The sequence below is a fragment of the Methyloceanibacter sp. genome (genome assembly GCF_049590335.1).
Taxonomy (GTDB): Bacteria; Pseudomonadota; Alphaproteobacteria; order Rhizobiales; family Methyloligellaceae; genus Methyloceanibacter.
Genome location: NZ_JBAWCQ010000026.1, coordinates 1 through 14142 on the forward strand (window position 1 = coordinate 1; position 14142 = coordinate 14142).

Genomic DNA, 14142 nt, shown 5'->3' on the forward strand with positions numbered 1-14142 from the left:
AGCGCGGCCAGGAGCGCGGAACGCTCGGCGCTCGCGCAAGCCAGCCAATCGGCATCGTCCGTATGCGGGTCTCGGCCGAAGATGTGAAGACCGTCCTTGACCGCCACGTCCTTCAGATCGCAGAGCCAGGTATCGATCTTGCGCAAGGCCTCTTGTTCGCATTCGTCCTGGGAAAGCCCTGCCTCGTCGGCGAGCCCGGTCTCTCGCGCCTTGTCCACGATCAGTCCCGCGAGCCGGTCGCGCCGCCGCGTATCGAGGCCGTCGGCAATCGCATATTCGTCGACAAGCTGCTCCAGCTCCAGCGCCGTGCCCGACATTTCCGTGCTTGTGAGGGGCGGGGGCAGATGGCCGATGGTCACCGCCGCCACGCGCCGCTTGGCCTGTGCGGCCTCGCCCGGGTTCGAGACAATAAACGGATAGAACACCGGCAACGCGCCGAGCACGGCCTCGGGAAAGCAGGAGGCAGTGAGCGCAACCGCATTCCCCGGGAGCCATTCCAGCGTACCGTGCGCGCCAAGATGCAGCACCGCATCGGCGCCGATCTCGTGCTGCAGCCAAAGTCCGAAGGCGAGAAGCGCATGGCGGGGCGGCAGTTCGGGATCGTGGAAGTCCGCGCGCCGGTCCGTCGTCTTTCCCCGGTCGGGCGGGAGCGCGGCAATGAGATTGCCGAACATGGCGGCCTGAAAGCGAAAAGCGCCGTCGTGAAAATCCGGATCGTCTTCCGGCCTCCCCCAGGCCTCATCCATGGCGGTTCCGACGGCCTCGGGGAGCGCAGCCAGGCGCGTTTCATAGTCCTCAAGCGCCAGGCCCGGACGGCTGTTTTGGCTGCGCAGGCGCGCGAGCAGTGCGCGCGTGTCGCTGGGACGGCCCTGGACCGTGTAACCGGCGGCAGCGAGATCGGTCATGGCGCCGAGCACGCTTGCAGGCACGTCGAGTCCTACAGCGTAGGCCGCCCGTCCGCCCGCACCCGGATAGTCGGGTAGAACGATCGCGATCTTGCGCATCGCGCGGGGCAAATGCCTGAGACGAACGAGCGCTGCGATCTTATCGGCGACCGCCTCGATGCGATCCGGTTCGGGGCGGCTGACACAACCGGCAAAGCCTAGAGCATCGTCCTTGTCCTGCGTATCCTTGAAGCCGAGCGTTCCCGCCAGCACGCGCCCGTCGAGTTCGGGCAGAACCACATGCATGGACAGGTCCGCCGGCCCAAGACCGCGCGGGTTGGAGGCCCAGGCTTCGCGTCTTGTGTTGGCGATGACCGCCTGCACGACGGGGGCGTCGCACCCTTCGAAGACGCCGTCACCAGCAGCAAAGGCCGTCGTCGTGACAATCGCCGACGGGCCGAGCCTTTCGAACGCTCTGCCGACGAAGGCGATGGATTCTGGAACCTTCAGACTGGGTAGGAACAGCGGTACGGGCTGGATCCCGCGCGCGGAAAGAGCCGTATACAGAACGTCTATGGGGCCGGTGTCGGCAGCGAGAAGCGAGGCGCGATAGAAAAGGATTGGAACTGTTGCCCGGTCCCCGGCGTGCTCCGCGTCTTGATGGTGGCGCGCCAAGAAGGCATCGAAATCGACAACGCCCTCGCCCGGCCGGTAAACCCCCATTCGGGGGAAGGGCTGTGGTGACGGCGCCTCCAGTTTCGTGCCCCCGAGACAGGCCAGGTGCCGTAGGAGCGCGCGCAAGTTGGCCGATCCGCCTTCCCGAAAATAGGTCAGCAGCGTTTTGAGTTCTGGTTCGTCCAAGGTCGACTGCTCGAACAGGCGCGCATCGTCCCTGTCCTCGCCCGGTAGAACGGCCAGCGCGATCCCGCGCTCGCGGGCGACCGCCGCCAGTCTTTCGACGCCATAGCACCACCAGTCGAGTCCCCCTAAGAGCCGCACCACGATGACTTGGGCGTGTTGTGCGACGGTCTCGAGCCAAAGGTCGGTGGACATCGGGTGGCGCAGATCGCGCAAATGCGCCAGCCGAACCGACGGCAGATGCACCTGCTCTTGCGCATAGGCCGCGGCAATCCCGGTGAGATCGCTGTCCGTGAACGACAAGATCACGATGTCGCCGGGGGTCTGACCCAGGTCGATCGGCTCGGCGATGTCGTCGAGCGTCGTGCTGCTTGTCTGCAGGAGGTGCATCGTCGGTGCCTACAGGTTATCCGGCCAGGGACTTAGCCACGGCGTCGCGGTCCAGGCCCTTCAGGCCGATCACCACGACCTTGCCTTGGCGGTTCTCGGTCTGGCCCCAAGGGCGGTCGAAGTAATGGGTCACGCGCGGGCCCACGGCCTGGATGAGAAGCCGCATGGGCTTGCCGGTTACGGCGGCAAAGCCTTTGACGCGCAAGACGTCGTGGGCTTCGGCCAGGTCGGCGATTCGCTCGGTGATGGCAGCAGGGTCGGCGACTTCCGCTATCGGCACCACGAACGTGTCGAAGTCGTCGTGATCGTGATCTTCCTCGTTGTTGTGATGGGTCATGCGGTTTTGGATATCGTCCTCCGCGCCGATGCCAAGACCGAGTAAGGCGGTGGCATCGACTTTGCCCTCCGAGACCGTGACGACGCCGATCCCACGCGGAAGCGTGCCAGTCACCGTCTTCATGGCGCGCGCAAGTCCGTCCGTGTCGAGCAGGTCGCGCTTGTTCAACACGACGAGGTCGGCGCAGGCGACCTGATCTTCGAACACCTCTTCTATGGGGTCGTCATGGTCGAGCGCGTCGTCGGCAGCCCGCTGCGCGGACAAGGCTTCGAGGTCGGCAGAGACTTGGCCGTCCGCCAGCGCGGCGCCGTCCACCACCGCCACGACGCCGTCGACGGTGACGCGGTTCTTGATCGCCGGCCAGTGGAACGCCTGGACGAGCGGCTTTGGCAGCGCGAGGCCGGAGGTTTCGATGACGATGTGGTCGACCTGGGGTTCGTGCGCCAGGATCTCGTCGAGTGCGGGCACGAATTCGTCGGCGACCGTGCAGCACAGGCAGCCATTGGCCAGCTCGACGATATTCTCGTCCGAGCAGTTCTCGTTGCCGCAGCCTTTGAGGATCTCGCCGTCAATGCCCACATCGCCGAACTCGTTGACGATCACGGCGAGGCGCCGCCCGTTGGCGTTGGCGAGAACATGGCGGATGAGAGTGGTTTTTCCAGAGCCGAGAAAGCCGGTCACTATCGTGCAGGGAACGCGGGCAACAGACGTCATTCAGGGTCCTCCGGGGTCGGGGTGAAGTGGAGTGGCGGGATGCGGGCGATCAGGCCGCGCTTCAAGACGTTCGGCCGGCCGCGCCAGGGCAGGATGCCGTCGGCGGCGTCGACGAGGAGCCGCGCCCCTTCGATCAGGGCCGGCGCGTCGTTGGCGGCATCAAGACCGCCGAACACATAGGTCCAGCTATCGCGCGTCCGCATCGCGGCGCTGAGCGAGCGGCTGCAATTGCCGAGGCATTCCACGCCCCTAACGGTGACGCCCGTCCCATGGGCGGCCTTAGCAGCGGCTGCGGCAAGCAAGGAGCCTGAGCGTGGGCCATCCTCGATTTCGCCTGCCTTGCGACAGGTCACGCAAACAAAAACGATAGGCCCTTGAACGGTGGCCCCATGCTGGGCCTCGTCCGTCCGGGTCTCGGCTGTCTCCGAATTGGCGGTCTCGGGACTGGTAGTCTCGGGAAGTGTCACCCTCAAAATCCTCTGGCGGTCCCGAATCAGACGCCGCGGCAAATAAAGGGTGCAGGACGGCCACGATGCGAATCGGGCCAAAAAAACCAACCGCCGCAGAGGCACCCCGCCCGGCGGACGACTAGATCGACGGCAGGTCTCCTGGCTTCGCGGGTTTCACCCTTCGCCGCCTTCCCGGGGCTATTCCCAGTGGCAATGGCTCGGGCGCCCAAAACCGCTTTCAAGGCTTTGGCTTGGGCTCACCGCTTACAGTTGCGGGGGCAGCCGCGGATTTGGAGTTTCATCCATACCGCGTTCCCTGTTCGCTCGAAATGAGCAACCGTCAATGAGGCACATAAGAGCCCCTAGCCCGCGTTTGTCAATGCGTCGCAGGGGCTTGTGATGGGCCGGCGGCCAGGGTTCCCTCTTGCGGCGCGCCTTTTGCGGACTATAGTCGGGACGCCGATGGTTCTCGCATGAGGCGGGACGCAAGAAGGGAACACGGTGAGGGATTTCCCGATTCCGTGGCTGCCCCCGCAACTGTAAGCGGTGAGTACCCCTCATCTGGCCACTGGAGCGCAGGTTCCGGGAAGGCCGAGGGGATGCACCGACCCGCAAAGTCAGGAAACCTGCCGCGGCATCAACCTTGAAACGCGCCCTCGGGTGGAGGGCGACGAAAGGAAACCTGATGACGACTCTTTCCGGCAAACCTGCGTCGAACGACAACCGCGCCGTTGCCCTGACGGCTGATCGGGCCGTTCCGATTTTCATGGCGGCGTTGCTTGGCATTTTCATCGTCGGTGGTGTGGGCTTCTCTAACATTGGGGCCGTGCACAACGCGGCTCACGACTACCGACATTCCATGGCCTTCCCCTGCCACTAGGGAGAAGCAGTCATGGATTACTTTCGCAACATTATCCTCGTTGCAGCCATCGCCGGCATCGTTGCGGGCATTGGCATGACAATCGCGCAGCACTTCGTCACCGTCCCGATGATCTTAAAGGCAGAAGTCTTTGAAGAGCAGAGTTCGGCCGTCGACGCGCCTGCTGCTGAGGCAGCTCACGAACATGGGGCGGAGGCCACCGGGCATTCCCATGACCATGGTGAAGGCTGGGGCCCGGCGGACGGCGCCGAGCGGACCTTTTTCACGCTTCTCGCCAATGTGGTGACGGGTATCGGATTCGCTTTGCTCCTGGTCGCGGCCAGCGAGCTGCTCGGTGGCCTATCCGGGTGGCGCCAAGGCGTCTTCTGGGGACTTGCGGGTTTTGTAATCTTCACCCTCGCGCCAGGTCTCGGACTTGCGCCGGAACTGCCAACAATGCCGGCCGCGGAGCTTGGTGCCCGCCAGCTCTGGTGGCTCGGGACCGTTGTATCGACGGCCGCGGCGTTGTGGCTGCTGTTCTATGTGCGGTCGCTGCCGGCGACGGTTTTGGCGTTTGCGCTGCTTGTTTTGCCTCATGTAATCGGGGCGCCGCAACCCGCCAGCCACGAAAGCCTCATCCCGGAGAACCTTCATCACAGCTTCGTCGTGGCCGTTGTCATGACCACGCTGGTGTTCTGGGGCCTGCTCGGGGGGCTCGCGGGGGATTCCCGCGAGCGTTTCATCGGGCAGGCTTAGATGACGGCTCTTGCGAAACCCGAGGACGAGAGGATCACCTTCGTTCTTGGCGGCGCCCGATCCGGAAAAAGCCACTTCGCAGAGAGTTTCGTCGCGTCTCTTCCGCGGCCTTGGGTCTACGTCGCCACGGCCGAGGCTCATGACGACGAGATGGCCGCGCGGATCGCCGAACACCAGGCGCGTCGCGAGGCAGGTTGGCAGACCATCGAGGCGCCGCACGAATTAGCCGAAGCGATACGCGCGGCACCCAAAGGGGCCATCGTGCTCGTGGACTGTTTGACCTTGTGGCTCTCCAACATCATGCATGTGCCGTTCGACATCGACCGTGCCATGGGTCAACTCGAACAAGCGCTGCACATGCGAGAAAACGCGACCGTGCTGGTCTCAAACGAAGTGGGGCTTGGGCTCGTGCCGGAAACCCCGCTGGGCCGCGCGTTCCGCGATGCGCAAGGCCACCTCAATCAACGGATCGCAGCGATCGCCAGCCGCGTCTTTCTCGTGGTCGCCGGGCAGCCTCTCGTTGTGAAGAGAAGCACATGACCAAATCGGTCGAGGACAAAGACCTTGAGCGCCATCGCGCCAAGATGGCGAAGCGCAAGGAAGTACAGGATGCCGAGGTCGCCGAGAAAACTGTCGAGAAGGGGCTTCTGATCGTCCACACGGGGACGGGCAAAGGCAAGTCGACGGCCGCTTTCGGTCTGGCCTTGCGCATGATCGGGCGTGGCAAACGCGTCGGGATCGTCCAGTTCGTCAAGGGCGCCTGGCATACGGCCGAGCGCGACGCCCTGGAGAAGTTCGGCGATCAAGTGGCCTGGTATTCCATGGGCGAAGGCTTCACCTGGGAGACCCAGGACCTTTCACGCGACATTGCGGCGGCGGAGCGGGCCTGGGCCAAGGCGGTCGAACTGATGGACGACCCCAGCTTCAGCCTCGTCATTCTCGACGAGCTGAATATCGCGCTGCGTTACGACTATCTGTCTTTTGAGGAGGTCGTCGCGATGCTGAAGGCGCGGCGTCCCGACCTCCATGTGATCGTCACGGGGCGGAATGCCAAACCCGGGCTGATCGAGGCCGCCGACCTCGTCACCGACATGACGCTGGTTAAGCACCACTTCGCCGACGGTGTGAAGGCGCAAGCCGGTATCGAATTTTAGGGATGATCGCCCGCGCGCTCATGTTCCAGGGCACGGGCTCCGATGTGGGCAAGTCCCTGATCGTGGCCGGGCTTGCGCGCGCGCTTATCTCACGCGGGTTAAAGGTCCTGCCCTTCAAGCCGCAGAACATGTCGAACAATGCGGCCGTCGCGGGCGACGGCGGGGAGATCGGCCGGGCCCAGGCGCTACAGGCGCGGGCCGCACGCGTGACGCCAAGCGTTCACATGAACCCCGTACTGCTCAAGCCGCAAAGTGAGGTTGGCGCGCAGATCGTCGTGCGCGGCCGCGTCTACGGCAAGGCCAAGGCCGCGGACTATCAGGCGCTCAAACCCGAACTGATGGGCGCCGTTCAAGACAGCTTTGCCCGCCTGAAGGATGAAGCAGACATCGTGCTCGTCGAAGGTGCGGGCAGCGCCTCGGAAGTCAATCTCCGCGCCAACGATATCGCCAATATGGGCTTTGCCCGCGCCGCCGATGTACCGGTCATCCTCATCGGCGACATTGACCGCGGCGGCGTCATCGCCAGCATCGCCGGAACAAAAGCCGTGCTCGACCCGGCCGATGCGAGCATGATCGCTGGGTTCTTGGTCAACAAGTTCCGGGGCGATCCGGCTCTGTTTGTCGAAGGCATGGCACGCATCGCCGCCGCGACCGGCTGGGAGGCGCTCGGTCTGATCCCGTTCTTCGCCCGCGCTCGCGCCCTCCCCGCAGAGGACGCGCTGGCGCTCGACCAAGCCCAATCCACCAAGCCTGAGGCAAAGCTGAAGATCGCCGTGCTTATACTGCCTCACATCGCAAATTTCGACGATCTCGATCCGCTTGCCGCCGAGCCCGCCGTCGAACTCGTACGCGTGCGTCCGGGGCAGGCGTTGCCGGGCGATGCACGGCTTGTCATCGTGCCGGGGTCCAAGGCCACGCTGTCCGATTTGCGGACCTTCCGGGAAGCGGGCTTCGATATCGATATTGCCGCGCACTTGCGCAGAGGCGGCGCGGTTCTCGGGCTGTGCGGTGGCTATCAGATGTTGGGGCGGGTTCTACGCGACCCGGACGGAATTGAAGGGCCGCCCGGCGAGGCCGAGGGGCTTGGCCTGCTCGATCTAGAAACGACGCTGTCGGATGAAAAGCGTCTTGAGCGCGCGCGCGGGGTTACGTTCGATGGCGTCCCGTTCGAGGGCTACGAAATGCATCTCGGCCGCACGGAAGGACCGGACTGCGACCATGCCTTCGCGGTCTTCGAAAATGGGACCCGGGAAGGCGCGGTCTCCCCAAACGGGCAAGTCTTCGGCACCTATGTGCACGGGCTCTTTGCGGACGATCGGCAGCGCGCCGCATGGCTTGCCCGATTTGCCGCCGGACCTACGCAAATCCGTTACGATAATCAGATCGATGACATTCTGGACGAACTCGCTGCCCATCTGGAGGCCCATGCCGATATCGATCGTCTCCTCACACTGTCGCGCTGAGGGTCGCGCCAAGAGCGGCCACGACCGCCACGAGCGCGATCAGCAAGCCGTCGGCGCGGACATAGAGACGGAGCGCCGCGCGAAGGTCGCTTGGCGTGGCGTCACGCCGGCCATCGCCCAGCCAGGCACCGTCGGTGTGCGAGTCCGCATAGGCGCGGGGGCCGCCGAGCGCCACGTCGAGCGCGCCGGCAATCGCCGCTTCGGGAGTGCCTGCGTTCGGCGAGGCGTGCTTGGCCGCATCGCGGCGCATCGTATTCCAAGCCCGCTTGGCCGAGGCATCTTGCGTCAGGGCTGCGGCTCCGACGAGCAACAACCCGGACAAGCGGGAGCCGGGCAGATTGACGACGTCGTCGAACTTGGCGGCCGCGCGCCCAAAATCCTCGTAACGCGGCGAACGATGGCCGATCATGCTGTCGGCAGTGTTGATCGCTTTGTAGGCCGCCCCGCCGGTGAGGCCCGCCAGTCCGAGCCAGAAAACGGGCGACACCACGCCGTCAGAGAAGTTCTCGGCAAGGCTTTCGATGGCAGCGCGCACAACGCCCGCCTCGTCGAGCTGGGCGGTATCGCGCCCCACGATCTGCGAGACCGCCGTGCGGGCGTCCTCCAGCGAGCTGGTTTCGAGCGCATCGGCAACAGCGGCCACGTGACCGTAAAGGCTGCGCTGCGCGATCAGCATACTTGCAGCCAGCGCAACGAAGAGCAGTCCGAAAGGCAGCAGCAGGAGTGCGGCCTCAAGAAGGAAGGCGCTCGCGCCGACGACGAGCAGCAGGAGCACCAAAGCAATGCGGCCCGCCCGGCGCCGCGCGGCGGACTCTCTCGCCGGATCGTTGAGACGCGTATCCAGCCAGGATATCAGGTGGCCCATCCAGGTGACGGGATGGCCGGCGCGCCTCACGAGCCACGCCGGATAGCCGACGGCAAGCTCGACCAGCATCGAAAGAAGCGCTAGCGGTGCTGCCATGACGTCACCCGATCCGATCCCACCCAAACTCTCCGCCGACTTGAATGCTGCGTCCTCGGCCGACACGCCATTGAGACATGGCGGCAATCTTGGCGCGGCGCGTGTGCGGTTTCCCAATGCACCCGAGCCAATCGTCGACCTGTCGACCGGCGTCAACCCTCATCCCTATCCTATCGCGGATGTTACTCGCGAAGATTTTGCGCATCTCCCCGAACCTGCGGCCCACGCCCGCCTCACGCAGTTGGCCGCGGCATTCTATGGCGCGCCCTCGGCGGACAATGTGGTCGCCGCGCCGGGCAGTCAGATCCTGATGGCACTGATTGCCGACCTGACGCCGCAAGGCCGTGCCGGGATCCTCGGTCCGACTTATGCCGAACATGCGCGCATGGCAGCGCTTGCCGGTCATGAGGTGACCACGGCCGGGACGCTCGCCGAGCTCTGTGGGGCCTCTATGGCTGTCGTCGTCAATCCCAACAATCCCGACGGACGTCTAATTGCCAGAGACGATCTCTTGAGCCTTGCCGCACATCAAAAGGCGCAAGGTGGTTTGTTGGTGGTGGACGAGGCCTTCATGGAGGCGGGACCTCAAGGCGAAAGCGTGTCCGGCTCCGTCGATAGTGGACCCATCATTGTATTGCGGTCCTTCGGCAAGTTTTTCGGTCTCGCCGGCTTGCGTCTCAGCTTCGCGGTTGCCGGTCGCGATCTGGCGCGCCACCTGCGGGCACGCTTGGGCCCCTGGCCGGTTTCGGGCCCCGCGCTTCTCATCGGTTCGGCCGCGTTTGCCGACCGGCCCTGGATAGACAGCACACGGACGGAGCTGAGCGCCGCCTCCGAGCGGCTCGAGGCTCTGCTTGGCGATGCGGGTCTGGAGCTGGTTGGCCAGACCGATCTTTTCTGTCTGGTCCGCAGCATGTGCGCTCAGGAAATTTTTGAAAGGCTGGGCGAGGCGGGTATCTGCGTGCGTCAGTTCGACGAGAACCAGCAGCTCTTGCGGTTTGGTCTTCCGGGAACGGAAATGGAATGGCAGCGCGTGAAAGACGCGCTTGTGGCCCCGGCCTAGCGGGGAAACGCTCCGGCAGAGCCGCTAGTGGGCCCAGCGGCGGTTATAGTGCTCGGCCAGTTCGATACTGCCTTGCGCTTCTTCCGGCAGGAGCCTTGCGATCACACCCATGGCAAGTTCGACGGACACTTCGCTCCCGCCGCACTCTTTAAGTTGATCCCGCAGCCAGCCATAGACTTCTTCATCGCCCGATCTGAGCCCTACGGCGATTTCCTCGAGCATTTGCACCAACGATTCGGCGGCCATCGAGTCCTCCAATCGAACGAAGCCCTAGGAAGAACAAGGGCTTGCGGTTGGTTTAAAGCGTTCCTGGTGCGATTCTTCCCCACACCAATCATACCCCAATGGTGCGGCTGCGAAGTTGCATTGGAGCCACAGTGGGCTGGTTTCTCTTTACTCGCTAGGGCCCAGCGTGAACGCGGGCATCTGCGATCCTGAATCGGGTGGTCCGGTAAAGGGGATTGGCTTGATCGACGCCGTCGAGGCCGGATCGTCGTCCTCCGCGGCTACGAACAGGTCGCGCTTCGGCTGGGGACGGCAGTAGTGCTTGCCGCTCTTCCTCACGTTGGTGACGAGAAGGTCCACATGGAAATGGTTGTAGTGCGCCCGGTCACTGCCGGGCCCGAGCACCGTGTAGAACTCCCGGCAGGCGCCGGCAAACGCCTCGCGCAGGAAGGCCTTTTCCGCACGCGAGCCTCGCCACCAGCCTTTGACCACGGTAATCGTGCGTCCGTCCGCCAGCTTGAATCCGGCGATATCCAAGGCGTTTCCGAAGGAGTGTTCGGAAAGTTTTCCGGTGGTCTTACCGTTCCGGCCCCGGCAGCTATAGGACGAGATCTGTTTGAGCTCGACCACGGGCTGGCGGAACTGACGCATGGCCGCGCGTTGCACAGAATTGTGGATCCAGCGGTCCAGCGCCGCGGTCATGGGGCAGCCGATAGTCGCGGGCGGCGAGACTTGAACCTGGCCGCCAAGTGCAGCCGAAACCCGGAGCGGCGCTAAAATGCCGCACGCGCTGCGGCCACGGATTGAGGAGACCTGCGTCACATAGGGCGAGGCGCGCACGTTGCCCGAGGCCATGCACTTCGCCTCGGCGCGGTCGCGCCATTCTGCCCGGCTGTCGCGCGGCACGCCGCCGCCGCCGCACGAGCTAAGAAAGACCGCCACCGCAATGAGCGCAGCGGGATACGCAATACGAGCCCCCAACATGAGCAAGACATTGTGCCAAAGATTCTGAACAATTCTTCAATGCCAGTGCGATCAGCGCCCGGAAGCGCGCGACTCAAGCTGCAAATTTTCCGCCGCTAAACGATTCCGAGCACTTTTTTCGCGCGGGACGTGATCGACTGCCTCGTGCCGAAGAAGCCCTCCCAGGGATCGGTCTTGAGCCGGGACAGGCGCGCGGGCAGCGTCTTCACCGAATAGGGCGCGCCGCTTTTGAGCTTGGCGACCTCCGCCCAGCGCAAGGGCGTGGCAACGGGAGCGCCGGGCCGGGCACGGGGCGAGTAATTGCAGATGGCTGAACTGCCCCGGGCGTTTCTCAGGTAATCGATGAAGATTTTGCCGGTCCTGGTGCGCTTGAGCGGATTGGCGGTGTAGAGCTCGGGCGCGTCGGCCACGAGCGCATCGGCGATACCCCGCGCGAAGGCCTTGACCTCGGGCCAGCCGGCCTTAGGCACGAGCGGCGCGACCACGTGCAAGCCCTTGCCGCCTGTGGCTTTGAGAAAACTCGTCAGGCCAAGGTCGGCGAGAAGATCGCGAACTTGCCTGGCGGCGGTGCGCAGGACGTCGAACGCCAGCGTTTCGTCCGGGTCGAGGTCGAAGACCAGCCGGTCCGGCGATTCGAGCTGGCCGTTGGACACGCCCCAATCGTGAATCTCCAGCGTACTGATTTGTGTCAGCGCGAAGAGCCCGTCGTCGTCCTCGATATATAAATAGGGCCTGTCATTCTCGCCGCCTGGAACCCGGATCTCTTTGATCGCCCGGGACATACTCTTCATTGCGTGCCGCTGAAAGAAGCGCGGGCCGCCGAGTCCGTCCGGACACCGCACTAAGCTGATGGGACGGCGCGCGACGTATGGAAGCATGGCCGCAGCGATTCGGGCGTCGTATTGGGCGAGGTCGCGCTTGGTCAGCCCAATCCCGGGATAGAGCACTTTGCGAGGACTCGTCAGCGTGATGCTGCCGAATGTCAGCCTGTCGCAGTCCGGTGTCGTGCCTTCGGCCGCCATTTTCGGGTCTCCGGCTGGCGCGTGTCTTCTTAGGGCCCAGAAGATGCCATGTCTGCGTTCAGGTCCAGGACTGAAGCCCTCTTGCCAGTTCGCAAGCGCATTTGCGTCAATTGGCAAAACCGATCGCTTGCACCTGTCGGCGTTCGGTGCTTGCTTGCCGCTCGATCGACGGCTTGGCAGTTCCCAGGGGATGACAGTTGGCACGTATCGACCCGGCAAAACAAACGCGACAGGTGCTGAAACCGGCAGCCGTCATCACCGGGGCCACGCGCGGCATCGGCCGGGCCTTTGCCGAGGAGTTCGCCGGACAGGGGCACACGGTCCTGCTTGCCGCACGCAATGAAGCCGGGCTCGCCGAAATCGCCGAACTGATTGCCGTCAAGCACGATGTCGGCGTCTATTATGTCTCTTGTGATCTCGCGACGCCGGAAGGCTGCGACAAGATTGAGGAGGCGCTGCGCACACACGGGCTCTATTGCGAATCGCTGGTCAACAATGCGGCCATGATGACCGCGGGCTTCTTTCAGGACCAAGAACGGGACGCGCTGCTCAAAACTGTCGACTTGAACTTCCGCGCCGTGGTGGATCTGACGCGGCGCTTCCTGCCCGACATGCTGGCTCGGGGCGCCGGCGGCATCCTGAACGTATCTTCCGTCGAGGGCTTCATGCCGGTGCCCTACCATGCGACCTACGCGGCCACGAAAGCAGCCATGATCTCCTGGAGCCGTGCTCTGGCCTATGAGGTCATGGGGACGGGTGTGCGCGTGTGCATGGTCGCGCCGGGGATGATCGAAACGGATATCCATACCGCAGGCGGCGCCGAGAACTCACGCTATGCGCTGTACCTGCCCAAAATGAAGCCCGGCCGCCTTGCCGAGGCGGCGTATCGGCGGTTCAAGCATGGCAACTGGGTTATTATCGAAGGCTGGCTCAATCGCATGTTCGTTGGCCTCGCCCGTTTCGTGCCCGGCTATTTCTTGATTCCCTCCTCGGGCTGGTTCTTCCAGGTGCGCAACGAGGACGGCAAGCCGGTCGAGCCCGAGCCGCTCGAGCATCCGGATGCCCGCACGGGGGACACGGATGACGGCAAAGTCTAGTGCAATAGGGATTGGCGGAGCCGGACGGGATCGAACCGACAACCTCAAACGCGTTGTCAGCCTAGGACTCCAGTCGTAGATAGACAATGACTTCGATCAATCCTTGATATTGAAGTTCTCTGCGGGGCATTGTCAGATAAACCTGACCGAGCCTGCGTAGGGCCTTAATCTGAGGTTTTCAGGCCACCAGCTGACGCCACTCGGCTAGGGTGGCAGAACGATTTCGTTTGAAGATGTCGCGGCTGTTGAGGTGACGGTCGAGGTTGAAATGATTGTGGATCGAGGCATGGGCAGCGGCGAACTTTTGGAGAGTTTTCAATTCCCTGAATTTCGCCATCGCTCGTTCTCGTCGTCGGAATCGTTGGTGAGAATTTTCTGCCCGGTTGTTGAGCCAGCGACCGCACTCCTGACGCTCCACAATCCCAATGAACTTTAGCGCGGCGCCGTAAGATCGAAGCCGGTCCGTCACGATTACCTTGGGCCGGCCATAGCGTTTCATCGCACGCTTCAAAAACTTCAACGCAGCCATGCGATCCCGGCGTTTTGTGGCAAAAACTTCGAGGACCTCGCCTTCGTGATCTACCGCACGCCAGAGGTAATGCGTCTCTCCATTGATCCTGACGAACACCTCGTCCAAATGCCAACGCCAGTGTGAATACGATCGAGTCTGAATACGACGTTTTCTGATTTCCTTGGCGAACATCGGACCGAAGCGATTCCACCAGAACCGTATCGTCTCGTGGCAGATATCGATGCCGCGTTCGAACAGCAAATCTTCCACCTGCCGCAGCGACAGGGGATAGCGGATGTACATCATCACCGTGAGGCGGATCACCTCAGGCGAGCTGTTGAAATAACGGAAGGGATTGCGCATCGCCGGAGGCTAAGGATGCCCCCTGCTCGGCTCAAGCCAATTTACTCTGACAATG

Annotated in this window: 15 protein-coding genes and 2 riboswitches; of the genes, 7 read left to right on the forward strand and 8 right to left on the reverse strand. The window is 63.5% G+C overall.

The annotated features are described in order from the left end of the window. The 3 genes from WBQ77_RS01810 to WBQ77_RS01820 all read right to left on the reverse strand — a co-directional run. A partial coding sequence (locus WBQ77_RS01810; protein ID WP_424058665.1) for a cobaltochelatase subunit CobN occupies positions 1 to 2132 on the reverse strand: 2132 nt, incomplete at its 3' end. 16 nt (positions 2133 to 2148) lie between these two features. Beyond that, positions 2149 to 3183, reverse strand: a complete 1035-nt coding sequence (gene cobW, locus WBQ77_RS01815) for a cobalamin biosynthesis protein CobW (protein WP_424058667.1) — start codon at positions 3181 to 3183, stop codon at positions 2149 to 2151. Next, positions 3180 to 3650 carry a DUF1636 family protein gene (locus WBQ77_RS01820; RefSeq protein ID WP_424043923.1) on the reverse strand — a complete coding sequence of 157 codons (471 nt, stop codon included), beginning with the start codon at positions 3648 to 3650 and terminating at the stop codon, positions 3180 to 3182. The genes cobW and WBQ77_RS01820 overlap by 4 nt, the downstream gene beginning before the upstream one ends. A gap of 114 nt (positions 3651 to 3764) precedes the next feature. Next, positions 3765 to 3989, reverse strand: a riboswitch (cobalamin riboswitch). 88 nt (positions 3990 to 4077) lie between these two features. Beyond that, positions 4078 to 4280, forward strand: a riboswitch (cobalamin riboswitch). Between the two features lie 37 nt (positions 4281 to 4317). On the opposite strand from WBQ77_RS01820, the gene WBQ77_RS01825 reads away from it, so the two are divergent. Genes WBQ77_RS01825 through WBQ77_RS01845 form a run of 5 tightly spaced genes read left to right on the forward strand, consistent with a single transcriptional unit; the run spans position 4318 to position 7864 of the window. Continuing rightward, positions 4318 to 4512: a CbtB domain-containing protein gene (locus tag WBQ77_RS01825; RefSeq protein ID WP_424058669.1), complete on the forward strand. Its 195-nt coding sequence runs from the start codon at positions 4318 to 4320 to the stop codon at positions 4510 to 4512. A 12-nt stretch (positions 4513 to 4524) separates the two neighbouring features. Then, on the forward strand, positions 4525 to 5247 hold the full coding sequence (locus WBQ77_RS01830; protein WP_424058670.1) for a CbtA family protein: 723 nt from the start codon (positions 4525 to 4527) through the stop codon (positions 5245 to 5247). After that, positions 5248 to 5787, forward strand: a complete 540-nt coding sequence (gene cobU / locus WBQ77_RS01835) for a bifunctional adenosylcobinamide kinase/adenosylcobinamide-phosphate guanylyltransferase (RefSeq protein WP_424058672.1) — start codon at positions 5248 to 5250, stop codon at positions 5785 to 5787. Next, on the forward strand, positions 5784 to 6401 hold the full coding sequence (gene cobO, locus WBQ77_RS01840; protein WP_424058674.1) for a cob(I)yrinic acid a,c-diamide adenosyltransferase: 618 nt from the start codon (positions 5784 to 5786) through the stop codon (positions 6399 to 6401). The genes cobU and cobO overlap by 4 nt, the downstream gene beginning before the upstream one ends. 2 nt (positions 6402 to 6403) lie before the next feature. Next, positions 6404 to 7864: a cobyric acid synthase gene (locus WBQ77_RS01845; protein WP_424043834.1), complete on the forward strand. Its 1461-nt coding sequence runs from the start codon at positions 6404 to 6406 to the stop codon at positions 7862 to 7864. Here the strand turns inward: WBQ77_RS01845 and cbiB are convergent. Beyond that, positions 7848 to 8825: an adenosylcobinamide-phosphate synthase CbiB gene (gene cbiB / locus WBQ77_RS01850; protein WP_424043831.1), complete on the reverse strand. Its 978-nt coding sequence runs from the start codon at positions 8823 to 8825 to the stop codon at positions 7848 to 7850. The genes WBQ77_RS01845 and cbiB overlap by 17 nt on opposite strands. On the opposite strand from cbiB, the gene cobD reads away from it, so the two are divergent. Then, a complete protein-coding gene (cobD, locus tag WBQ77_RS01855) occupies positions 8824 to 9885 on the forward strand; it encodes a threonine-phosphate decarboxylase CobD (protein WP_424058677.1) in 1062 nt (353 codons plus the stop codon). The genes cbiB and cobD overlap by 2 nt on opposite strands. Positions 9886 to 9909: 24 nt before the next feature. Here cobD and WBQ77_RS01860 read toward each other — a convergent pair whose 3' ends face one another. The 3 genes from WBQ77_RS01860 to ligD form a co-directional block, all read right to left on the reverse strand. After that, positions 9910 to 10131 carry a hypothetical protein gene (locus tag WBQ77_RS01860; RefSeq protein ID WP_424043829.1) on the reverse strand — a complete coding sequence of 74 codons (222 nt, stop codon included), beginning with the start codon at positions 10129 to 10131 and terminating at the stop codon, positions 9910 to 9912. Between the two features lie 147 nt (positions 10132 to 10278). Beyond that, positions 10279 to 11052: an extensin family protein gene (locus WBQ77_RS01865; protein ID WP_424058679.1), complete on the reverse strand. Its 774-nt coding sequence runs from the start codon at positions 11050 to 11052 to the stop codon at positions 10279 to 10281. A gap of 137 nt (positions 11053 to 11189) precedes the next feature. Beyond that, complete coding sequence (ligD, locus tag WBQ77_RS01870) at positions 11190 to 12116, reverse strand: non-homologous end-joining DNA ligase (protein WP_424058681.1); 927 nt, start codon at positions 12114 to 12116, stop codon at positions 11190 to 11192. Positions 12117 to 12313: 197 nt separating this feature from the next. Here ligD and WBQ77_RS01875 point away from each other — a divergent pair, with 197 nt between their 5' ends. After that, positions 12314 to 13213: an SDR family NAD(P)-dependent oxidoreductase gene (locus tag WBQ77_RS01875; RefSeq protein ID WP_424058683.1), complete on the forward strand. Its 900-nt coding sequence runs from the start codon at positions 12314 to 12316 to the stop codon at positions 13211 to 13213. 178 nt (positions 13214 to 13391) lie between these two features. Here the strand turns inward: WBQ77_RS01875 and WBQ77_RS01880 are convergent, their stop codons facing one another. Beyond that, positions 13392 to 14087, reverse strand: coding sequence for an IS6 family transposase (locus tag WBQ77_RS01880; protein ID WP_424058685.1), 696 nt, complete (start codon positions 14085 to 14087; stop codon positions 13392 to 13394). Positions 14088 to 14142: the final 55 nt, after the last annotated feature.

Excerpts from the sequence above, each read along its gene's own strand:
- WBQ77_RS01825 (WP_424058669.1), top strand. The coding sequence starts at position 4,318 with ATGACGACTCTTTCCGGCAAACCTGCGTCGAACGACAACCGCGCCGTT.
- cbiB (WP_424043831.1), bottom strand. The coding sequence starts at position 8,825 with ATGGCAGCACCGCTAGCGCTTCTTTCGATGCTGGTCGAGCTTGCCGTC.
- WBQ77_RS01860 (WP_424043829.1), bottom strand. The coding sequence starts at position 10,131 with ATGGCCGCCGAATCGTTGGTGCAAATGCTCGAGGAAATCGCCGTAGGG.
- WBQ77_RS01830 (WP_424058670.1), top strand. The coding sequence starts at position 4,525 with ATGGATTACTTTCGCAACATTATCCTCGTTGCAGCCATCGCCGGCATC.
- WBQ77_RS01880 (WP_424058685.1), bottom strand. The coding sequence starts at position 14,087 with ATGCGCAATCCCTTCCGTTATTTCAACAGCTCGCCTGAGGTGATCCGC.
- cobD (WP_424058677.1), top strand. The coding sequence starts at position 8,824 with ATGACGTCACCCGATCCGATCCCACCCAAACTCTCCGCCGACTTGAAT.
- ligD (WP_424058681.1), bottom strand. The coding sequence starts at position 12,116 with ATGGCGGCCGAAGGCACGACACCGGACTGCGACAGGCTGACATTCGGC.
- cobO (WP_424058674.1), top strand. The coding sequence starts at position 5,784 with ATGACCAAATCGGTCGAGGACAAAGACCTTGAGCGCCATCGCGCCAAG.
- cobW (WP_424058667.1), bottom strand. The coding sequence starts at position 3,183 with ATGACGTCTGTTGCCCGCGTTCCCTGCACGATAGTGACCGGCTTTCTC.
- WBQ77_RS01845 (WP_424043834.1), top strand. The coding sequence starts at position 6,404 with ATGATCGCCCGCGCGCTCATGTTCCAGGGCACGGGCTCCGATGTGGGC.
- cobU (WP_424058672.1), top strand. The coding sequence starts at position 5,248 with ATGACGGCTCTTGCGAAACCCGAGGACGAGAGGATCACCTTCGTTCTT.